Origin of the sequence: Lysinibacillus sp. NPDC096418, assembly GCF_044762775.1 — a bacterium.
GTDB lineage: Bacteria > Bacillota > Bacilli > Bacillales_A > Planococcaceae > Lysinibacillus.
The window spans coordinates 23,539-45,281 of the sequence record NZ_JBIWEY010000025.1; the positions used below are offsets into that span (position 1 = coordinate 23,539).

Consider the following 21,743-nt stretch of genomic DNA (forward strand, 5'->3'; position numbering starts at 1 on the left):
TTGGAAATGAAGAATATAACTGAGCTCTTTTGTAATAGACTCCCTTACTTCAAATACTAAGGGGCAAAACGAATTATGAAATCGAACTTCTTTATTTAAAGGAATTTGAAAGTATTGAGCATTTTAAACAAGAGCTAGAAAAGTATATCGGATACTATTATACAAAACCAGACGCGTTGATCAGGGGATTATTGTAAAAATATACCCTTATTCCTCATCTTCCCCACAAATATCAAACTTGTAAATAATCCCAATTTTATAGATTGTACCGAAGAACTAGTCGACTCACGTAGGAAAGCAAGTTGCCTGATGAAATAACCATGTCTAACTTTTAGGGGGCTAATTAACTTTGCCTGCTTTTATTAAAATCTATATGGTATTTAAACGTTAACCAGGGTGGAGTTTGATAGTACCTTTTACCGACATTAAAATAGCAGTAGCAAATTTGGCGACAATTTATATACTCCAAAACAACAGGAAGCGGTACTGAAGCATCAATATAATAAACATACAAATAGTTGCTACCAATATAGCATTCCATATTTTCCTTTTTACGCTAACTCGCTTATCTCTAAATGATCTTAGAATAGGGATAGCTACAATTACCATGCCAATAGACAAAACAGCATTGATTATTAGGTGTATCCTAAAATCTCCAATTGGAGAGGCCATAGCCGACATAAACCTCAATATAGTCACTATCATGTTAACCATACATAATAGACCGATAACCGGTAATAGATTTGTTTGTTTATATGCCGGTATATTAAGAGAGATTCCCTGCTTTTTACGTTTTCTAAATAAAATCACGGACACGAGAGCAGCGATGGAGCCTGTAATAAAAATTATTATACAAAAAACAAAAGCAATCTGGTTGATCTGGATGTTTTTGTATAGCGGCATTTTTAAATAGTCACGAATATTTCCAGTGCGAACTTTATCAACCTGACCGTTTTCATCTAACTCAAAGGATAAAAAAGAGAGAGATCCTCCGCTTCGTTCCAATATAGATGGATTGGAATCCATTCGTTCAAAAACCAAGGGGGCGACCTCTGCAAAGTGAAGTATTTCTCGATTTGGATCGATGGAAGGCCGTACTTCAATTTCCCCGTTCCCCATGTCCTTTACCACAATACTATCACCAGAAAGCAAATATAAACTTGACAGGAAGTTGCTATGAATCATTCGGCCCGAATAATAAGTTCCAGAGAGATTTTGGGTATGGATATTTGGTACAGTAACCGTTGCTTGATGAGAAAACTGGCTAGAAAGCTTATCTACAATTTCAGTCCGCACACCACCCGATTCTCCAGCTACGTTAGTAAGCACACTAACACCGAAATTCTCTTCCGGGACGAGACTTAAAAATGCAGAAAAATTGGTTGTGTTTCCTCCGTGTTCCAGTAAGCGAACTCCTTTTTCCTGACGCTGCCAAAATCCATGGGCATTAGAAGGCATACCGGCAGAAATAGAAAGGGAATCGGCATGCATTTCTTTAAGCGTTTGAAGCGAGTTAAATAATGAGTTATCTAAAGCACCCTCATAATCCATTTGTGCGATCATAAACTTTGCCATGTCTTCCGCGGTTGAGGTAATCGCGCCAGCAGGTGCCTCATTTAAAAAGTTTTCTGGTAGCAGCTCGAATCCTTCTGACGAACTGCCATAACCCTTGCTTTTATTTTCTACAAACTCAGGCAGGTGATAATAATTTGCATAGGCAGTACTTCTTTGCATATGTAAGGGATCAAAAATATGGTTTTTTACATATTCTTCAAAGAGTTCTCCAGACTTAATTTCCACTATATATCCGGCAATATCTGTACCGAAGTTAGAATATGCGATAACCGTTCCTGGTTCATATATTTGCTTGGGCTGATGTTTTGCACTCACCCATTTTTCAAGAGGAATAACTTTTTCTTTATCAAAAGTAAGCATTTCGCTTGCATTTTCTTCAAATCCTGCGGTATGGTTCATTAAATCAAATATCGTAATTGGTTTATCATAAACCAATTTTAGGCGATCATATCCGATATATTCTCGTATATCTGTATGCAGATCAATCTTTCCTTCTTCAACTAGCTGCATTACTGCAGTCCATGTGAAAATTTTGCTGACCGATCCAATTTCAAATACAGTAGATGTGGGATCAACAGGAATATTCTCCTCTATGTTTGCTACCCCATACCCTTTGTTGAAAATTAGCCTTCCGTCTTTAACTATAGAAACTGCCACTCCCGGTACGGTAACCCCTATTTTATCTTCCATAATATCATCAACTATTGTTTCGATTTTTGAAATATCCACCCCTGATGGAGTTACTTCAGTACTTGCAAATGCTGACATGGGAAAGTAGAAAAAGTAACTGAAAATTGAAATTACGATAGTTACAAATGCAACCAGCCTATTTGTTTTTTTCATTATAAGTCTCCTTTTTTCCATTACGTAATCTTAATTTATTTTTAGAAACATAAGTTTTATCTCTTTGCTTGTATACCTGTTATTACACTGGCTGCAATGCCTAATACACCTAGCGCTAGCATCCATTTATATGATAAAAAAATTCCAACCAGAATAAAAACAATCCCCGTCATCCCATTTGTAAGTGAACTTATTATGAATGACTGTTTGCTGGGTTTGGGAAAGCTGATGGAAATTTCCGCTAATTCCCCGACCTTTTTACACGCGCTATTCATGCTGCTAAACACTTTATCAATCATCATATATTTCCTTTCTAAAATATGAAATAGGAAACACCCCAGTCAGATATAGCTCCTAAGAAAAAACAAAATAGAAATTACGATACAAATTTGACCGCAAATTCTTGCTTTCTTGTTTTAACCACTTTTTTAAGAAAGACCACTCCAGTCACAAGCAAAATTATGCAGACAGCAATATTTAAAAGAATGAATAGTAGTGCTAATGTTTTTCAAAAATCCAGAAATTCATTCAAAAAAAATTCTCAGCTAACCTCTTATCCCTCCATCGATTTTTTCTCTCTTTATTCAAATATTTTATCTACCGTACTATTTAATAGAAATTCAAATACTTCAAAACGGTCATAAGCAAGTTTATCTTTCATTGTCACTATAAATAGCATCGAACTTATTACAGCATAAGCTTTTTCTTTTTCAACTTTCAGTCTGAGCCCTGCAAGATCTATGATATCGTAGAAAAAATTTGCGCTATCAAAGTGTAGTTTCTCGATACGTTCTTTAGGTAATTTATTTAAAAAGGCCAAGAAATCTGGAGTTCCCAGATCATATAGAAATGGTGATTTATCAAATTCTTCAAAATGCCATTTCATGGAACTAATAAAACCAACTTTGCCCCCTTCACTATTAATAATTTCTTGCAATTTGCTTTTTAACCTATTTTGCACACGCTCTAAGGTGTCGCAAAACAAATCCTCTTTAGCCGAATACAATAAATAAAATGATCCTGTTGATATTCCTATTTTCGCTGTTAATTCACCTATACTTGTTTTCTTGTACCCATGTAATGCCCAACTCCGCTCACATTCAGTACAAAGCTTTGTTCTTAGCTCACCTTTTTCTTCATCAGAAAAGCCTTTTGGTCCTTTTGCCATTCATTACACCACCTCGTTTTATTATGAATTAATTTATTTTTTAATTCATAATAAAATAATAATCTCTCTTATATAAGCTGTCAACACCTATATTTTGCTTGATAATAATTAACGTAATGCAAAATAAATAGATATGCAGGCAAAGTCCTATACTTTTGAGTCGATTCAAACAGGATAATTTTACCGTTGTAGGCAGGAAAATTTTATAATTAATTGATAAAGAAGCATTAATTTGTCTAACGACACAAATTAATGCTTCTTTATCATAAATAACAAATTCATTTTAAAGTATCTTGATAATGTAATATTCAAGTAAGACAGGTCTTTAGTCACTGCTTATTTGCATGCAATGAGATTTAATATCGAAAAATAACGCATTGAAACGGAGAATGAATATGGGTATAATCGTCAGCAAATTAAAGATTATGAACAGGTAGATAAAAAATTTCCAAATGATTTTCCTCATGTAATTTGCTAACTCGACTTTCCTTATTACGGGTGGTGACGGCTTCGGTAGCATCCCTCAACATAGCATAGTAATGAAAAAAATATAATAAGCCGATGATTCCTTAGTATAGGAAAAATCAGCTAGTTCTTTGTAGAAATTTACTTAGCCAAGGAAACTCGGTTTTTATTTCCCGAAAAATGTCTTAGTTTAGGTTTTATGTCATTGAGTTGGCGGAACCCATATATAAAGAATTTGGTGCCTTAAAAATATTGATATAGTTTACGTCACCCGGTCGTGCAATTTGCCAATCCCCTTAGCATCTTGATAGGCATTAGCTTTTTTCCTTTGTATGGAAAATTGCATCATTAGCTTGTTTCTTGCATCTAATGACAGATTATTATAGGTATTATGTATCTAAAAATAAATGAGTGCTTCGCGTTGAATCAATGGTAGTGCTAATATTGCATTTTCAATTATGGTGTGCTCGTCCTGTTGTATAAGTGCATCCATGTTCATTATATTTTGCTTGGCAAATAGTTTATTTTGCACTCGAATTTTACGATACGTCCAACTGCGCAAGTAATCTTTGCTTTTATTAAATAACTAGCCTCGATAAATAGGCCTTTAGCTCACCACGTTCCTCGTATCTTTGCCAGTTGTCGTAAAATTTGATGAACACTTCTTGAACGATATCCTCCGCACTCTGTAAATCTTTAACGTAATAATAAGCTAATCGAATCAATCTCCCTGTATGCTGCTCCATAATTGCTTCGAGCTCTTCAATCCGATGCAACATCACTCTTCCCCTTCCGCTACACTATAAACGGGGCTCATGATATAGAGGTTTGCACTTTTGTAAAATAATTTTTTACTCTATTGGAAATGGTGGAATTACTGATTTTTCAGTAGCAGACAGAACGATATTGGTTGAAGGTGTCCCATAAGGCATCGCATCATCAATAAACTGCTCTAATGTCTCGACAGAGTATGTAGCAATTTTAACAATATAACTAATTTCACCTGCAACACGGTAACACTCAAGAACATCAGGATGTGCATTGCAAAAGTTTGAAAGACTTTTACAATCAATGGACTTAAATAGAATAATTGCTTGTATCGAACGATTTATTTTCTTTAAGTCCACATCTGTGGTATACCCTTTAATGATGCCTTGCTCCTCAAGTTTCTTTACACGCTCTATAACAGCTGGTGATGATAAATGAACAATCGTCGCTAGCTCCTTCATTGAGATTTTTGCATTACGTTGTAGTTGCTGTAAAATTTCATTATCAATTTGATCCATATGTACCCACCTTTTTTTATAAATAAAAAAACCAGTTTTTCCTTATATTATAAAGCAAAATAAAGAAAATTCATGCTTCATCTTATGTTTAACATCGTCTTTCTTCATTAAAATAGAACTATGAAGGGGGCATAAATCATGAAAAAGATTTTATTATTGTTAGCAAATGGTTTTGAAGCGGTAGAAGCGAGTGTTTTTACAGATGTGCTTGGATGGAATAAATGGGAGGGAGATGGATCGACAGAAGTTGTTACTGTAGGTTTACACGAGCAATTACAGTGCACCTGGAATTTCACTGTAACGCCTGAAAAATTATTACATGAAGTTCGCTTAGAGGATTTTGATGCGTTAGCGATTCCTGGTGGATTTGAAGAAGCTGGATTTTACGAGGATGCTTTTAGTGATGCTTTTCAACAAGTAATCCGTCATTTCGACGACCAAAAGAAGCCTATCGCCACTATTTGTGTAGCTTCCCTAGCATTAGGACATAGCGGCATTTTACAAAATCGAAAGGCAACGACTTACAATCATCCGACTAGTAAACGACTAGAACAACTCCAATCCTACGGGGCGATCATTGTTAATGAGCGCATTGTCCAGACAGAACATATTATTACATCATCTAATCCAGGTACAGCTTTTGAAGTAGCCTTCCTGTTACTTAGTAACCTGACATCAATCCAAGACATGCAAAAAGTAAAAGATTTAATGGGATTTAACTAAACAAATAAGAAAGGATGCTTTTTTTACGAAAAAGCATCCTTTCTAAACATTTAATTAAATCTAATTTTCTCTAAATTATTCATAAAGACCATTTTAAACTCGTAGTTTTGATTACTCTTTATAGGAAATAGCTACACCAGTTATGCCATCAATGTACCGGATAGGTTTTCTAGTTTGCCGATCACACGCTCGATAAACAAGCGTATAGGATTCAGTTTCATCATCATAATTTCTGTTCCATGCTAATTCAAAGTCCACTTGATTGAAAAACATTTCACTTGCATCTTTTTTAGAAATGGTTGGTTTTACAGGAAGTCGCTTCAGTTCCTCCACGTCAAAACTCGGTCCACTAAAATTATCAATCAGTCCCGTAGTCCGATTAACATTAACGACAACAAAATTATGAATAGGTATGTTTTGACCATTATGCATATGGAATCTAAATACTTCTTTTAGTGAAGTATCGTCCTCTTCCTCATGTTCTACAACAATCAATTGCAAATACTGATAATATTCAGGAACCGCATTCTGTAAAAAGGTAATGGCTTTTTGATAACAAGCTTCACGGCTAAGTTGAAGATTTCCATTCCGCTCTTTAAACCACATAAAGCTTCTCACTTTAGCAGTTTTCTTTGAAATGAAAGCTTTCACAGTATCTTCTGTCTGTCTTTTGAAGAAGCCATCCATAGATATATCCTTTTCGTCCATCTTCCAATCCGGATCACGCCATACTATACCCATTTCCTCACCCATATCTACTTCTCGAATGATTTCCATCTCATCCATGATACCAATAATCTCTTCATTAGATAGACCATTGAACTCCAACTTGTTTGAAAAAGCGGGAAGTGATATATAGCGTTCGGGCTCATGCTCATCATGTATGATTGTTAGTGTCGGCTGCAAAGTATCTGCTTTATATTGGAAAAGCGAATCTATTCCGTACACCAGACGAAATCCGTCTTCCTTAACATTGTAAGTACTTGTGCAAAAATTAGTTATCTCTAGCTTCAAATTCAAAGAATTTTGTACATGTTCCCTAAGTGCTATTTTAGATATTAACGTTGAAGGGATATTTGGAATTGGTTTCACACCATAATAAGTAAACCCAACAATGGTCCCTAATGAATTAATATCAATATAACAACCCGCATTTCCTAACGGTAAATCCATAACGACTTGTTCATAATAAAAACGCTCTGTACGAGTAAGTTTTTTTATACTATAGAAGGTAAAATTTTTTAATGCGTCTGGATAATGACTAAGTAAAAAACGTTCCACACGTTCTCTTTTTTCTTCGAAATTTAAAGGGACTATTTCAGAATTATACTCTTTAATATTAATTGACAAGCTCGTTAAATTACCTGAGTAATCCAATTTTATCGTAATACCTTCATCTTGTGCCTCGTCTGTCCATGAAAACATTACTTCGCCCTCGCCATTTTCGCCCTCAAAATACTCTTCTAGAAAAGGCTTAAAATGGTTTGGTAGTTGAATAAATGATAATGCATGTTGCCTCATTTTTGCTTTTAGCAAGTAATTTGCTCCTATTCTGCTCATCAATAGCAGTTCTTACAACCACCACTGCCATATTCAATACAGATTTACTTTAAGATTGGAAGCGTAATTGTGGAAACTAGCTCCTTTTCATCTACAGTTATTGCTGGTAACTCCTTCGCATTTTTCAGCACATCTTGTGGGATGGTAATTGTTTTAATTGTATTAAATTCATCGTATGTGATGTTTGATTTTTGGTCAATCTTCATTTTAACGTCTTCCATTGTCATTGCTAAAGTCATATCCATCACGATATTTTTAATATCAAATGATTTTTTATCAATTGTTAATTGATATTTTACATTATCAAATGACATATTACTCAACGAAGCTAAAATTTGCTCTTCTGCTAATTCAGCTTCTTTATCTTCTGTACCTGTTTCCATCATAGGTAATAGTGCCGAAACTTGATCTTTAATCAATTTATTGAACTTCTCACCATCTGCATTTAGTGTCAATATATAGCTATTATCTGTTTCTTTCAATGTAAAATCTTTTGCAAATTCTTTCAGCATTTCAAGCTGATCAGCAGCACTTGCTTGCACGCCTGCTTGATCGAGAATGGCATTATACGAATTAAACATATCACTAGGGAACTTAATCCAAGCCCCTTCTGTCGCTTCGTACATATACATACCATCTTTTGCTGTCATGTACATCTTTAATGGCATTTCCATTGCCTCGCCACTCTCAGGTTCTGTCATAGCGACTGTTCCCTCAACGAAAAATTGCATAGGATCTATCACTACATCCATTAACATTTTGGTAGAAGTGTTTGCTTTGAATGTTTCTTTCCCTTCATTTACTTCAATTGCCTGTGTCATTGTCATAGTTGTTTTCATACTTTTGATGTCTTGTTGTTTGGCTAAAGCTTTGTTAAACACTTCTTCTAAAGGTAGAGAGCTTGGCTGTGACACTGTTGGCGTTGTTGTCATAGCATTGACAATAAATGTAGCTAATTGACCACGTGTCACTTTATCATTTACACCATATTCTGTAGCAGAAATGCCTTTCGAAATACCTGCTTCATAGAGTGCTGTAACAGCATTTGCATAGGGACTGCCCTCTGGTACATCAGTATATGGACTTGTTCCTTTTGCATTTAAGTTTAATGCTCGTGCAATCATCACAGCCAATTGTCCACGTGTGACAGTTTCGTTTGGACGGAATGTGTTATCATCATACCCTTTCACCACACCAAGCGCTGTTAATTTTGTGATAGATTCATAATACTCACTTGATTTATTAAGGTCTTTGAAACTTTGTTTTTCTACAGAATCTGCTGCGGCAAGTTCAAATGCATTGACAATTATTTTAGCAGCTTGTCCTCGTGTCACAGCTTGGGCCGGTTTAAAAGTGCCATCATTATAGCCATTTATAACACCTGCTTTAGAAAGTGTAGAAATTCCTTTAAAATGTGGATGGTCTTCACTTACATCTGAAAAAGGGCTTGCCGCTGATGCAGGTACTACTGCCATAGCAGTTACTGCTAATGCAACCGCAGATGTTGTATAAAATTTGTTTTTCTTATGTTTCATTATTCCATCTCTCCCACTAATATATATAGTTTGTAAAACTATTACATCTATAATTATACATTAATTCGTGGGAAAATGCTATGAAGTGGAGCTTCAATCAGCAAGGCTTTTACACATAGGACATACTAATGTAAACGTTTTCATAAGAATGTGACTTTCCTTCATTCCGCAGTGATGAAAAATGAACTCAGATAAGAACAGTCACGTCGTGTGACTACGCTAGCATGACCAACTTCCTGTTGGCCATCATCAATTGGACTTTTATAAACAGTTGAACTTCCCCCTAAACTTCTCCTAGCCCTCTTAAATTTTGAGTTGGCGTCTTACTGCCCATTAAAATTGAATAGATCAACAAAAAAACCGACCTCCTAAGAGATCGGTTTTTTTTAAATGAATTATTCAGCAGCTTTCGCGCGAAGAACCATTTGTAAGATACCACCGTGACGGTAGTAATCTACTTCTACTTCTGAGTCGAAACGAGCTAAAGCTTCGAAAGTTTTAACTGTGCCGTCTTCAGATTTAGCAGTTACTGTTAAGATATCACGTGGTTTCACGTCATCAGTAATGTTTACAGAGATTTCTTCTTTACCAGTTAAACCTAGTGATTCAGCAGACTCACCGTTTAAGTATTGTAAAGGAAGAACACCCATCATTACTAGGTTAGAACGGTGGATACGCTCGTAAGATTGTGCGATAACAGTTTTCACGCCAAGTAGGAATGTACCTTTCGCAGCCCAGTCACGAGAAGAACCCATACCATAGTCGTTACCAGCAAGTACTACTAAACCAGTACCTTGCTCTTGGTATTTCATACATGCATCATAGATGTATTCAACTTCACCAGTTGGCCAGTAAGTAGTGAAACCACCTTCTGTACCAGGAGCTACTTGGTTACGGATACGGATGTTAGCGAATGTACCGCGCATCATAACTTCGTGGTTACCACGACGAGAGCCGTATGAGTTGAAGTCACGAATTGCAACACCGTTTTCGATTAAATATTTACCTGCAGGCGTATCTTTACCGATAGCACCAGCTGGAGAAATATGGTCAGTAGTAATTGAGTCACCGAACTTCGCCATGATGCGTAAGCCGTTTAAGCCTTTAATTGCTTCTGGCTCTTTCGCAAGACCTTGGAAGAATGGTGGGTTTTGGATGTAAGTTGATTTTTCATCAAATGTGTATAGAGACTCAGTTGATGTTTCAATTGCATTCCAAGCTTCGTTCGCTGTGAATACTGTTTCGTATTCTTTTTGGAATAATTCACGGTTAACAACAGTACCTAATACCGCATTAACTTCTTCAGTTGAAGGCCAGATGTCAGCGAAGAATACATCGTTGCCATCTTTGTCTTTACCGAATGAATCATTTTGAAGATCTACATCTACAGTACCAGCTAATGCATAAGCAACAACAAGTGGTGGTGATGCTAGGTAGTTAGCTTTTACAAGTGGGTGTACACGACCTTCAAAGTTACGGTTACCAGAAAGAACTGAAGTTACAAATAAGTCGTTTTCTTTGATAGCATCTTCGATTTCAGGAAGTAATGGACCTGAGTTACCGATACATGTTGTACAGCCGTAACCTACAGTGTTGAAACCGATTTGGTCAAGGTATGTTTGTAAACCTGAATCTTCTAGGTAACCAGTTACTACTTTAGAACCTGGTGCTAAAGAAGTTTTAACCCATTTAGGCACTGAAAGACCTTTTTCTACAGCTTTTTTCGCAACTAAACCAGCAGCGATTAATACGTATGGGTTAGATGTATTTGTACAAGAAGTGATTGCAGCGATTGCTACAGCACCTGTTGGGATTTCTACATCACCTTCAGCAAATTTAGCTACAGAAGTTTTAGCGAACTCATCTTCAGTTAAACCGAAACCTTGAGTACCTTGTGGAGCTACAACTGCTTCTTTGTAACGAGCGCGCATTTGTGATAATGGAATTAAATCTTGTGGACGTTTTGGTCCAGAAAGGTTTGGTTCGATATCAGCAAGGTTTACTTCTAGTACGTCAGTGTAAACTGGCTCTAATGATGGGTCAAAGAACATGTGGTTCGCTTTTAAGTAAGCTTCTACAACCGCGATGTGATCTTCGTCACGACCTGTTAAACGCATGTAGTTAAGTGATTCTTCATCGATTGCGAAGAAACCACATGTAGCACCGTATTCAGGAGCCATGTTTGAGATTGTTGCACGGTCAGCTAGTGGTAATTTAGATACGCCAGGTCCGAAGAACTCAACGAATTTACCAACTACGCCACGTTGACGTAATACTTGAGTTACTTTAAGTGCTAAGTCAGTAGCAGTTGTTCCGTTTGGAAGGTCGCCAGTTAATTTAACACCGATAACTTCAGGAATTGGGAAGTATGATGGTTGGCCAAGCATACCTGCTTCAGCTTCGATACCACCAACGCCCCATCCAAGAACGCCGATACCGTTAATCATTGTTGTATGTGAGTCAGTACCAACTACTGAATCTGGGAATGTTTCGAATGTGCCATCAGCATTTTCGTTAACGTGTACAACTGGAGCTAAATACTCTAAGTTTACTTGGTGAACGATACCTGTTGCTGGAGGTACAGCACGGAAGTTATCATAAGAAGTTTGAGCCCATTTTAGGAAGTTATAACGCTCAGCGTTACGCTCAAATTCAAGATCCATGTTCGCTTGTAATGCTGCAGCATTACCGTATTTGTCAACTTGTACTGAGTGGTCAATTACAAGGTCAACTGGAATAGCAGGGTTGATTTTGTTAGGGTCGCCACCCATTTCTTTCATTGCTGAACGTAAAGATGCAAGGTCAACTACTACTGGTACACCAGTGAAGTCTTGTAATACAACACGAGAAGGTTTGAATGGTACTTCTGCTTCTGCACTAGCGCCATTGCCCCATTTCGCTAATTCATTTACGTGCTCTTCTTTGATCACGTAAGCGTCATATTGACGTAAAACTGATTCTAATAATACTTTGATTGAGTATGGTAGGTTTGAAACTTTTGCAACGCCAGCTTTTTCAATCGCAGCTAGATCATAATAATTGTATGATTTACCATTAACTTCGAATGAAGCGCGGCTGTTGTGTAAATTGCCTTGTGCCATTTGCGGATCCCCCTAAATATCTTTTTGAAAAGGCTTATGTAACGAGTCTTTTCTCCAACACCCATGATAGCCTATTTATATTCATAAGTAAATTACATTAATATTATCTTTTTCAATAAGTTTTTCTTATTACAAACGATAGTTTTTGATTATTTACTCGAATGAGCAAAATTGTGACGAAAAAGACATAATTTCGTCATTTTCATTTTTTAGTTTTTTTAAAAAAAAATCGTAAACGCTTACTTTTTGATATCCGTGTTAATCTTTTTCTTCAAAATATGGTTCTAAAAATTGGAAAACGCCGGTGGAACGTACAATCGTTCTACCTGTGTTTTTTTAAGTTCGTATAGTTAGTTCTTTTAAAGAACTGCTCAATGCTTGTATTTTATTCAAAGAATCATGACATGTCGCAGTCAACGCATGCACAGTTTTCAAGAGTAGCTAAAATTTCTTCGGTAGCAGCACTATTTTTATTCAGCACAAATCGTTACTTCTTTCATTTGTGTTTGAATATCATTGAAAGCATCTAGGGCTTGAAGCATATCCTACATTCCTTTTGTTAAACAAGAGTTTGTTTGTTGCATATCCTGTGAGAGTGTTTGGAAATAATCAGAAACCGTAAGTATAATCTCTTTGTTATCCTTCATTGCGGCTTCTCCCTCAGCAGATCGCTCATACGTTAATTGTAATTTAGTAAATAATGAACTCGTTACGTTCGTAATATCAACGGTAATAGCGGCTTCTGAACTTCATTGGCAACTACTGCAAAGCCCTTCCCATGTACTCCTGCCCGTGCCGCTTCAATAGCTACATTTAACGCTAGTAGATTTGTTTGCTCTGCAATTTGCTGAATGCCCTCAAGTAGCTGATTTACCATTGCTAAACTTGATTGCAATTCGTCAACGGTTGTTACTGTGGAAGCAATGGCAATATCAACGGTTTTCATTTTCGTTGTTACCTGTTACATATCAAAGTATAACTTTCATTGTATTGTAAGTTTGTGCGATATTTTTTGATATATTCAGCGTGTCACTCATTAATATTGCTGAAGATTGCATAGCATTGTTCATAATGCTAAAACTTGCATATTCCTTTTGAACGGTAATTGTCATTTCCTCTACAGCATCTACCATCTGTTCACTTGATTCAAAAACAGAGGACATATTCGTATCAAATGCTATCGCATTATCGTTAAGAGAACGGCTACGATCTTCAATTGTATTCAAGATTTCCTCTAATTGCTGTAGCATTAGAAGCACTTGTTTTTCTGGGGCTCTGTTAAATTTTAATGTTGATATTGAATGTAAAAAAAGAACTTCCATAAAAGCGAAAGTTCTTTTTTTATTATTTACTTCTTAAACTAACGTACCTCGTTATGTTAAGAAAAGTTATTTCTTCTTTCTTGTTTGAATGTATTTTTCCGTCAATAATCCCGCATTAAACACCGATAAAATCATGGTGAAGAAAAATATTACACGAACGACTGGATCCCTCTTGTCAGCAATAAACTCAATACTAGAAAAATTAACATAAACAAAGCCTATAGCAACAAATATAGATAAGATAAATTGCCCTTTTAAAGACTTAATCATAAAATCCCCCCTATAAGTATTATTGAATTATCCTGCCCCGTTAGACATCCATGTCGCGTAAAATCTACGCTACACCACAGAAAATGAAAGATTATTACGTTCTTTCATGGGAGTTGAATAAGAAACAAAATTTATTTCGCGAACTTAGATAACCTAAGTGTATGATATGTTTCTATATTTTGTATTAGATTTCCTTTAATAATCAAGTCTTTCATAATGACTTCATTTCTCTGGTGTTGAACACTTTCTAATAATTGAAACCAAGTAAGATAATTAACTAAATATCTGGTTGCAACCCCGTTAAATCGTTGTATCCAGGCTTTAAGTCTGCGGTGGTATTTGTTAACGTTCTGAATGTGATAAAGCCCCTTTGTGCGAACTTTACCATCTGACTTGAACTGATAAATATTCATACCTTTTCCGGCTGCATATGTTTTAAAAGCACGCCAAAAGTCGGTGCATAAAACATTTTCGCTTGAAAGTTTATGTCCGATGGCTTTGTCTAATTGTTCTTTTGTTAATCTACCTTTTCCCAGTGTCTACGAAAAGGTCAGCTTATCACGGTTTGCGGAACCACCACGCTTGCCGGGCTTCCTGTCTTTAATCTTTCTTTGTCCTTTTTCTGAGTATAGGAAATAGGTCTCGTCCATTTCGACGATACATTCAAAATTCGATATATCTATTTGTTTTGTTTTAATGATGATAAAAGTTTGTACCTTCAGTAGAATAATGTAACGTAAGATACATTACCAACTAATTCAGCGGACTTACGCAATGAGTATCCTTCTATTATACATTCTACAAATTTTATCCATTGTTTAAGACGACGAGTTCGATAAAGTACGGTATATGTAAGGTCAGTAAATGTCATTTCATACGATTTACAGCGATACCGTTGTTTTTTACTTCTTTACCTTTAACAAAAGTGGAATATTTACCAAACCAAACAGTATACTCCGACTCGCAATCAAGACAATGATAACCACTTTTGTTTTTACGCTCAGATATTTCTTGTAGAACAGTTCTTGTCGAGGACGTTGCAGTAAGAGCATCAATTAAATACTCTCGTAATCGATGTTTCTCTGCTGGATTTAATTTTTGAATGGCTTTAAGAATATCAGTTGCTCTCACGTTCATCACCAACTTTTATATAGTTACATCCATCACAGATCATAAGTACTGGTAGATCGATTTTCAACAACAATCATTAACAAAGCCTTCTTTTTTACAAAGGATTAGAAGGCTCTGTGAATTACTATTTCTGTTAATTTTTATTTGTCGCAAGTGATTTTAAGGTCACACTTAGCGCTTGAATATGGTCAGTAGCCCCAATTATTGTCTCAAGCATCTTGTTCTCATCCTCTACAGATTGCAATATATTATTTGTCGATATCGCATTTTGCTCTGTCATTTGTTTCAACTTGTCAATTTGCATTTGAATTTGCTCAAATTGTCTAATGGCAGTGCTTAACTCACCCATACCACGCGTTAAATCTGAATTCGTCTCCACAAATGAATCTTTAAGTACATTAAAGAAGGAGCTTACATCTTGTAACAAGAATTCCCCATGTTGTAATGCTTTGTCCCCTTTTTCAGAACGCTCATATGCTTCAGTAGATTTTTGAAACAAAGTTGCAGTCACAGTTGTAATATCTACAGTAATAGAAGCACTTTCTTCAGCCAATTTCCGAACTTCGTCTGCTACAACAGCAAAGCCTTTCCCATGTTCACCTGCTCTTGCTGCTTCAATAGCTGCGTTTAAAGCAAGTAAATTTGTTTGCTCTGCAATATGTTGAATTCCTTTTAATAAGCGATCCACAGTTTGCAAACTTGACTGTAAATCGTGTACTGTTGCAGCTGTAGCATTCATGGCTTGGCTCATAACTGCCATTTGCCCCATGACCTCCTGCATTTTTTCCCAGCCTCTAAGTACTTCTTGCTGCAAATCATTAGATTTAGATACTGTTTCTTTTGAGATTGAAAATGTTTCATTCACAAAGTGCACTGATTCAGCCATTGTTCCATGTATCAGCTGCAAACTTGAGGACTCTTGTTGAATACTTGCTGAAATGTCCTCAGTTGCACCAAGTATTTGTTTACTAACCCCTGAAATATTGCGCATCGTTTGATGAAATTGCGTCACTTGATCATCGAGTGTATAGCTACTATCTTCAATTAATTTAAATGTAGTCTGTAACTGATTAAACGAAGTGGAAACTTCCTTCTGCTGAGCATCCGCGTGTGCAAGAAGTTCATTCCCCCATTTAGCAATTAAATAAAATACAATAATGACACCATTCATTATGGCAAGTAGCGTCACAAATACGATGATGTCATCGAACGGTCCTAATAGAGAATCTGAATTTACAATATATAAAATAATAAAACTTACATTTGTCAAAACACCAAAAAACACAATTAATTCCTTTTTAAAATACAAAGCAATTATCGCAATCGTACAAAGGAGAATATAGTGTTTATTAAGCGAAAAACTATCGAACAAAAACAATGTAAAGACAACACTCGATGGAATCATGCCAAAAATAAAACCCTTTACATACGTTTTTATCGGTAAAAAATAGTTACCTACAGCAAGTCCAATAACACCGAGTCCGATAAAAAGATAGATGATTCCCTTTGAAAGAATCATTGGTCCACAAATTAGTACGGCTAAAACCGAAATGATTGCTAAATTAACACGGTGTACTTTACGTGTATCATAACGCAGCTTTTTTTCCATAGCCTTCTCTCCCCCTAAAAATGAATAGACATTCACCATCTATTTCCATTATTATAAAGGAGAACAATTACTTTTTGTAGATAAAAAAAGATATTTAGAGAATATTTCACACTTTAAGAATAAAATTGGAGGTTGTTAAATGAAGAGAGTTAAGAAAATTGCAGCGAATTTTTACTGTATTGATACAAATGATTTAAATCGAGCTGAACGTACAAGTGCTTATGTATTAATCGATGAAAAGATTGCAATAATTGAAACATCTGCAAGCCCTTCTATCCCTTATATTATGGAAGGATTAGACAAGTTAAGTATCTCGGTAGAGGATATTGACTATGTAATTGTCACACATATTCATTTAGATCATGCGGGTGGAGCTGGACTCTTCCTTCAAAGCTGTCCAAATGCAAAGTTTGTCGTTCATCCACGCGGAGCATCACATATGATTGACCCAAGTCGCCTCATAGCCAGTGCAAAATCTGTCTATGGATCAGAGTTCGATGAATTATTCGACCCAATAGTACCAATTGATGATGATCGTGTTATTGAAGTTGAGCATGGTGAGGTATTGTCATTAGGAGAGCATCAACTCACATTTTTTCATACAGAAGGTCATGCAAAACATCATGTATCCATGCATTATTCAGCAACAAATGGGATGTTTGTTGGAGATACGGCCGGCGTGAGATATCCAGAGATGGACGGTGAGGCCGTTGACTTAATCATTCCATCGACTTCTCCAAATCAGTACGACCCGGAAACAATGGAAAAATCCATTCAATTTTATGAAAGCATGGATGTTGCAGAATTATACTTTGGCCATTATGGCGCATATAACAATCCCAAAGAGGCTTATCGTCAAGTAAGGTATTGGACACCATTATTTTTAGCTGCGGGAGAAAAAGCATTAGCATCCGCAGGAAGTTTTGAACTTCAAACGAACATTTTAGACGAGCAATTACAGGCTATTATTTATCAATATTTGCAAGAACAAGGCATCAAAAATAATCATGCTGTTTATAAAGTGATTCCCTTTGATACACTAGTATCTGCTATGGGCATTCTTGATTATCTTACAAAAGTAAAAAATAATAAGGCGTAACTAAATATTACTTATACCAAAATGCCTTTTGCGTAGGTATTGAAACGATTCAATGAGGCATTATTAGTGTGTAACTTTTCAGGACATGCTTATGATAATGCCCTTTTCATTTTCATACGGGCTAATTAAATCATCAATACTACTGCAATTATTAAGTATGTAATTCATAAATTGAAGAGTGTCGATGTTTAATCTAGAAAAGGTTCCAACCAAAATATTAAGGTTGGAACCTTTCTTTTATTGAGCTCAGGAAAATGTCGAGTAAAAGCTATTAGTATACTAAAAGGTCGTATCTACAATTACAAGGCACTAATAAAAGAAATATATGATTAGTGAGATCCTCCGATTGTAGTTTCCACAATAGCTTTATTATTGAAGATAGAACTGAGTGTTTATACTCATTTAAGGGACTAATTGGGGTACTTTGCACTTTAGTACCCCTCAACCCTTGTTATATCAACGTTTTAAAGACTATCTAAATATATTATGCTCATATAAGTAATCATACGATAGATCGACGAATAGAAATTCTGATTCACTAATTGCAATAGAGAATGTACGAGTAATTTCCCCTGTTTCGATATCTCGGTATAATTCTGAAATTTCTCCACTCTGATCATTACGCATTTTAATAATCGTTTGTAGGAAATATGGACGCCAACTCCAGTTTTTGTTAATGGCATTCGGTTGTAGCTCCCACTGCCCATCTACGCGCATGACGTTCGGTGTTAACTGGAAGCCATCCTCATTACAAATATAAAGACGGAAGGAATAAACATCTAGCAATTTTGCTAAATGTTCTAAGTGTGGAATATTATCACTGGAAGGTTTGACGCGTTGTACGATAACCTGTAACTCTTCCTGTAATTTTTTTAGTTCAAAATATTGAGCTTCTAACATTTTCTTTTCAGAAGTAATAAATTGCTGACATTCCTCTTTGAAACGTTCTTTTAACATATCTTTTTCTACAAATGTTTCAGATGCATTTGCTAAGTATGGACCTTGGTAGAAACGGCCACCATTTTTCCAAGCAAATTGCAATTGATACACGGTCTCAATTCCTTCAAATAGAAGATTAGCACCGATTTTATACGCTAAGCTTCCAATTGCAGTTATCATATCAGTTTGGGCTGACCATGAATCATAATTTAATTCACGAATATTCACCTTTAAAATATGCGGGGCCAACAAGGCAATATGTTCTAAATGGCTTTCGGCACCGACCTCTTGCACTGCAAATTTCACGCCGTATGTTGTAAAATAACGTACGGCATGATGTAACTTATCAATATCCCCTTTATACCGGTGTTCGGAAATAACGAGCACAATTCGATGTAACTCTTCTTCAGAAAAATACTGTTGTATAATATCAAATTGGCTTTCACCAAAATCCTGCATCAATAAATTCGGATTACTTGGAATATAAATATCCACCTCTTCCGAAATTTTATCTATTTTTTCTAAAGCTGCATGTAGAATTTTACGTTCCATATCTATACGATATTCTTCCGGAATATCTTCATTATTAATAAAATCTTTTAGATTGATTTGTTGATCTTCCAACAATAACTGTCCAGAAATTTCGTAGGCAATGACCGTATGCTCATCAGCACTAAATATCGGTTGAAAATACCCTTGTACTTGATCTATATTCGTTAACACTTCGATTGCATCCATCGTAGAAACCCCCATACCTAAATGACAGCCTTGCTATCATCCCAAAATAACGTTACATCCGCCAGTTTACTTAAGCTAAAATGCTCTCTGACTGTATAATAGTTGGTTTATAGGAATTTCGCAACTTCATGTACCTAAAATTTATGAGATTAGAATTATTGTTATATAGTAACTAATTCAGCTTCTTTTTGCTTAAGTGGTGCCAGCTCTGGCAGGCGTACCCAGCTTAAACCAAGTGTCCCCTCACCAGCATGAACTGCTACACAAGCACTTAGTGGTACTACGCAGAAGTTTATGAGAGGATATTCGTTTTCTAAAGCTTTTTTCCAAGTAGTAGCCCCTTCTTCATCATTACAGTGAATAATTGCAACCTCAGGGATTATACTGTTTTCTAGATGTGTATTTAATGAATTTTGTACATATGTTTTAGCTCTAGTGGTAGCGCGTACTTTTTCTTTCATGACGGGCTTCCCATTTTCAAATGAAATGACTACTTTAATATTCAACAAGTTACTTAAAAATGCTTGAGTCCCTGAAACCCGACCACTTTTATGTAGTTGTGATAAGTTAGCAGGGATAAAAGAAAGCTCACTATTATCTGCCATCTCATTGATTCTTTCAACAATATAGCCAGGTTCAAAACCTTCACGCTCTAACTGCTGACCGAGTTCAATCATTTTCATCATCGGAAATGACCCAATTTTCGAATCCACTGGATGTACTTCAAATTCAGCTTGATCAGCTGCCGTGAAAGCGCTTTGAAAAGTGCCCGAAAGATGTTGAGAGGTATGAATTGCAATTGCACATGTATACCCTTTTTCTTTTAATGATTTATATAAGTCTACAACTTCACCAATAGCAGGTTGTGATGTCTTAGGATTTTTTTTAGCATTTCGTAGCTTTTCGTAAAACTGATCATGTGTCATATCAACAGTTTCGCGTAAAGCCTCTTCTTCGAACACTATATTAAGTGGTAATACGTGAATTTGATTGTCCTGTATGAACTTTTCATCTAACAATGCTGCTGTATCTGTAACCCATGCAATTTTCTTTTCCATTTATAATGTAATCCCCTTCATCTATCGTAGAATATTATTCTTTTTATAACTTATGCAACTATACACAGATACGATCATCATGAGTAGTGACATTTATCATACCTCATTTATTTTTTTACAATCTTCGACATCAATTCGACAATATTAAAAATAAAAAAGTAGTATTCCAAGTGGATACAAGCCCTACTTTTGGAATACTACTTTTTGTTATTCAGTCATAAAGAAATAATAAATACACGCAATGACAATTAATGATACAAGTACAGTGATCGTAACACGGATTGGCGAAATCGGTGCATCTCCACCGACTTGACCTGTCTGGCCATTCACCATAAAGCGGTAAATTTTGTTCTTGTAACGGAAGGATGATAACCAAATTGGTAGCATTAAATACTTGTAAGTGATGTCATCATGCGTTGTCGAAAATTGCAAATTGGATACAACATCTGCACGGTTTTCACGGCGGATTTTCGACTTAATTTGCATATTTAAATGATGATTTATTTCGCGTTGTGCCTGCCCCCAACCATCCTGCAAACCAATACTATATCGTTCAGATAGAAATCCTGCTACATATTCAGGTTTATACGATTTGTTATTCAGCAAATTAAATGGTTCAATCTTGCGCATCATATTGCGATCATAACGCGTAGTTGCACTCACTAAATGATCATCGATAAACTCCTGGTAGAATCCAGTAGTTCTATACCAATCTGTTTCTGTATGTGTTTTACCATCTTTATCCGTCACGGTACGATGGCGTCCGTATTTAGCAGAATAACGAGAACTCGTTTTCGTATCAAATGTCCAATAAGGAAGATAAACGCCTTGAAATGAATCAGGTTTTGCGCTATTTTTTGCAGCTTTTGGTGTAAACCATTTCCCTTTAATCCACTTATGGAAGTTTTCGCCGGCTTGTTTGTCAGTCACTTCGAAGGTACAAACCCCGTTTGGTGCAAGAGTATTTCTAGCACTTGCTTCCATAACCTGGTTGGAGCCACAATACGGGCAACTATCAGCTACCTGTAATGCATCATAAATTGTCTCTGCTGCACATGCCTCACAAATAACCGTTTTCTTTTCTACGCCCCAGTTAAAATTGCCACGTTCCTCTGCTTTCGTAAAATCCATTTCCTGCGCGACTTTTCCCTCTTCTTTTTCTGGTACCGCAATCTCTGTTTCAAAGCCACAATAGGGGCAAGTTAACCTACCCGTGATAGGATTAAATTCAATGGATGCACTACATGATGGACATTCAGCGTCGAAATCGAGCTTTACCTCTTTAACGTTTTCGGCTTCTTGCGTCGTCATCATTAGTCAT

General features: G+C 36.1%; 17 protein-coding genes and 2 pseudogenes. 2 read left to right on the plus strand and 17 right to left on the minus strand.

Annotated elements, in window-relative coordinates:
• Positions 1-456 precede the first annotated feature (456 nt).
• The 6 genes from ACIQZG_RS16800 to ACIQZG_RS16825 all read right to left on the minus strand — a co-directional run bounded on the left by ACIQZG_RS16800 (position 457) and on the right by ACIQZG_RS16825 (position 5,337).
• The gene (locus ACIQZG_RS16800; protein ID WP_402756635.1) at positions 457-2,418 is read right to left on the minus strand and encodes a serine hydrolase domain-containing protein; all 1,962 of its coding nucleotides are present in this window, start codon (positions 2,416-2,418) and stop codon (positions 457-459) included.
• A 56-nt stretch (positions 2,419-2,474) separates the two neighbouring features.
• Positions 2,475-2,720: a hypothetical protein gene (locus ACIQZG_RS16805; RefSeq protein ID WP_402756636.1), complete on the minus strand. Its 246-nt coding sequence runs from the start codon at positions 2,718-2,720 to the stop codon at positions 2,475-2,477.
• 278 nt (positions 2,721-2,998) lie between these two features.
• Complete coding sequence (locus ACIQZG_RS16810) at positions 2,999-3,586, minus strand: TetR/AcrR family transcriptional regulator (protein WP_402756637.1); 588 nt, start codon at positions 3,584-3,586, stop codon at positions 2,999-3,001.
• Positions 3,587-4,448: 862 nt separating this feature from the next.
• Positions 4,449-4,613, minus strand: coding sequence for a hypothetical protein (locus ACIQZG_RS16815; RefSeq protein ID WP_402756638.1), 165 nt, complete (start codon positions 4,611-4,613; stop codon positions 4,449-4,451).
• Positions 4,614-4,629: 16 nt separating this feature from the next.
• Positions 4,630-4,830 (minus strand): RNA polymerase sigma factor, encoded by a 201-nt coding sequence (locus ACIQZG_RS16820; RefSeq protein WP_402756639.1) that lies wholly within the window; start codon positions 4,828-4,830, stop codon positions 4,630-4,632.
• A gap of 72 nt (positions 4,831-4,902) precedes the next feature.
• Positions 4,903-5,337 (minus strand): Lrp/AsnC family transcriptional regulator, encoded by a 435-nt coding sequence (locus ACIQZG_RS16825; RefSeq protein ID WP_402756640.1) that lies wholly within the window; start codon positions 5,335-5,337, stop codon positions 4,903-4,905.
• Between the two features lie 138 nt (positions 5,338-5,475).
• On the opposite strand from ACIQZG_RS16825, the gene ACIQZG_RS16830 reads away from it, so the two are divergent.
• Positions 5,476-6,060, plus strand: coding sequence for a DJ-1/PfpI family protein (locus ACIQZG_RS16830; protein ID WP_402756641.1), 585 nt, complete (start codon positions 5,476-5,478; stop codon positions 6,058-6,060).
• Positions 6,061-6,171: 111 nt separating this feature from the next.
• Here the strand turns inward: ACIQZG_RS16830 and ACIQZG_RS16835 are convergent, their stop codons facing one another.
• The 8 genes and pseudogenes from ACIQZG_RS16835 to ACIQZG_RS16870 all read right to left on the minus strand — a co-directional run bounded on the left by ACIQZG_RS16835 (position 6,172) and on the right by ACIQZG_RS16870 (position 16,588).
• Positions 6,172-7,596 (minus strand): YcdB/YcdC domain-containing protein, encoded by a 1,425-nt coding sequence (locus ACIQZG_RS16835; protein ID WP_402756642.1) that lies wholly within the window; start codon positions 7,594-7,596, stop codon positions 6,172-6,174.
• A gap of 68 nt (positions 7,597-7,664) precedes the next feature.
• On the minus strand, positions 7,665-9,155 hold the full coding sequence (locus ACIQZG_RS16840; protein WP_402756643.1) for a DUF6612 family protein: 1,491 nt from the start codon (positions 9,153-9,155) through the stop codon (positions 7,665-7,667).
• A gap of 395 nt (positions 9,156-9,550) precedes the next feature.
• Positions 9,551-12,256, minus strand: coding sequence for an aconitate hydratase AcnA (acnA, locus tag ACIQZG_RS16845; RefSeq protein WP_402756644.1), 2,706 nt, complete (start codon positions 12,254-12,256; stop codon positions 9,551-9,553).
• Positions 12,257-12,995: 739 nt separating this feature from the next.
• Positions 12,996-13,202, minus strand: a pseudogene (locus ACIQZG_RS16850) (methyl-accepting chemotaxis protein); the annotation flags it as partial.
• 22 nt (positions 13,203-13,224) lie between these two features.
• Positions 13,225-13,506, minus strand: coding sequence for a hypothetical protein (locus ACIQZG_RS16855; protein WP_402756645.1), 282 nt, complete (start codon positions 13,504-13,506; stop codon positions 13,225-13,227).
• A 138-nt stretch (positions 13,507-13,644) separates the two neighbouring features.
• Positions 13,645-13,848 carry a hypothetical protein gene (locus ACIQZG_RS16860; protein ID WP_402756647.1) on the minus strand — a complete coding sequence of 68 codons (204 nt, stop codon included), beginning with the start codon at positions 13,846-13,848 and terminating at the stop codon, positions 13,645-13,647.
• A 131-nt stretch (positions 13,849-13,979) separates the two neighbouring features.
• Positions 13,980-14,985 (minus strand): annotated as a pseudogene (locus tag ACIQZG_RS16865) (IS1595 family transposase).
• A 127-nt stretch (positions 14,986-15,112) separates the two neighbouring features.
• Positions 15,113-16,588 (minus strand): methyl-accepting chemotaxis protein, encoded by a 1,476-nt coding sequence (locus tag ACIQZG_RS16870; RefSeq protein ID WP_402756648.1) that lies wholly within the window; start codon positions 16,586-16,588, stop codon positions 15,113-15,115.
• A 139-nt stretch (positions 16,589-16,727) separates the two neighbouring features.
• Between ACIQZG_RS16870 and ACIQZG_RS16875 the strand changes: the two genes are divergently transcribed.
• A complete protein-coding gene (locus tag ACIQZG_RS16875; RefSeq protein ID WP_402756649.1) occupies positions 16,728-17,687 on the plus strand; it encodes an MBL fold metallo-hydrolase in 960 nt (319 codons plus the stop codon).
• Between the two features lie 471 nt (positions 17,688-18,158).
• Here the strand turns inward: ACIQZG_RS16875 and ACIQZG_RS16880 are convergent, their stop codons facing one another.
• The 3 genes from ACIQZG_RS16880 to ACIQZG_RS16890 all read right to left on the minus strand — a co-directional run bounded on the left by ACIQZG_RS16880 (position 18,159) and on the right by ACIQZG_RS16890 (position 21,733).
• Positions 18,159-19,364 (minus strand): EAL-associated domain-containing protein, encoded by a 1,206-nt coding sequence (locus ACIQZG_RS16880; protein WP_402756650.1) that lies wholly within the window; start codon positions 19,362-19,364, stop codon positions 18,159-18,161.
• Positions 19,365-19,525: 161 nt separating this feature from the next.
• Entirely contained in the window at positions 19,526-20,422 is an 897-nt protein-coding gene (locus ACIQZG_RS16885) for a DegV family protein (protein ID WP_402756651.1), read from the minus strand.
• Between the two features lie 207 nt (positions 20,423-20,629).
• Positions 20,630-21,733 (minus strand): TFIIB-type zinc ribbon-containing protein, encoded by a 1,104-nt coding sequence (locus tag ACIQZG_RS16890; protein WP_402756652.1) that lies wholly within the window; start codon positions 21,731-21,733, stop codon positions 20,630-20,632.
• Positions 21,734-21,743: the final 10 nt, after the last annotated feature.

Excerpts from the sequence above, each read along its gene's own strand:
- ACIQZG_RS16800 (WP_402756635.1), bottom strand. The coding sequence starts at position 2,418 with ATGAAAAAAACAAATAGGCTGGTTGCATTTGTAACTATCGTAATTTCA.
- ACIQZG_RS16805 (WP_402756636.1), bottom strand. The coding sequence starts at position 2,720 with ATGATGATTGATAAAGTGTTTAGCAGCATGAATAGCGCGTGTAAAAAG.
- ACIQZG_RS16810 (WP_402756637.1), bottom strand. The coding sequence starts at position 3,586 with ATGGCAAAAGGACCAAAAGGCTTTTCTGATGAAGAAAAAGGTGAGCTA.
- ACIQZG_RS16820 (WP_402756639.1), bottom strand. The coding sequence starts at position 4,830 with ATGTTGCATCGGATTGAAGAGCTCGAAGCAATTATGGAGCAGCATACA.
- ACIQZG_RS16825 (WP_402756640.1), bottom strand. The coding sequence starts at position 5,337 with ATGGATCAAATTGATAATGAAATTTTACAGCAACTACAACGTAATGCA.
- ACIQZG_RS16830 (WP_402756641.1), top strand. The coding sequence starts at position 5,476 with ATGAAAAAGATTTTATTATTGTTAGCAAATGGTTTTGAAGCGGTAGAA.
- ACIQZG_RS16840 (WP_402756643.1), bottom strand. The coding sequence starts at position 9,155 with ATGAAACATAAGAAAAACAAATTTTATACAACATCTGCGGTTGCATTA.
- acnA (WP_402756644.1), bottom strand. The coding sequence starts at position 12,256 with ATGGCACAAGGCAATTTACACAACAGCCGCGCTTCATTCGAAGTTAAT.
- ACIQZG_RS16855 (WP_402756645.1), bottom strand. The coding sequence starts at position 13,506 with ATGCTACAGCAATTAGAGGAAATCTTGAATACAATTGAAGATCGTAGC.
- ACIQZG_RS16860 (WP_402756647.1), bottom strand. The coding sequence starts at position 13,848 with ATGATTAAGTCTTTAAAAGGGCAATTTATCTTATCTATATTTGTTGCT.
- ACIQZG_RS16870 (WP_402756648.1), bottom strand. The coding sequence starts at position 16,588 with ATGGAAAAAAAGCTGCGTTATGATACACGTAAAGTACACCGTGTTAAT.
- ACIQZG_RS16875 (WP_402756649.1), top strand. The coding sequence starts at position 16,728 with ATGAAGAGAGTTAAGAAAATTGCAGCGAATTTTTACTGTATTGATACA.
- ACIQZG_RS16880 (WP_402756650.1), bottom strand. The coding sequence starts at position 19,364 with ATGGATGCAATCGAAGTGTTAACGAATATAGATCAAGTACAAGGGTAT.
- ACIQZG_RS16885 (WP_402756651.1), bottom strand. The coding sequence starts at position 20,422 with ATGGAAAAGAAAATTGCATGGGTTACAGATACAGCAGCATTGTTAGAT.
- ACIQZG_RS16890 (WP_402756652.1), bottom strand. The coding sequence starts at position 21,733 with ATGACGACGCAAGAAGCCGAAAACGTTAAAGAGGTAAAGCTCGATTTC.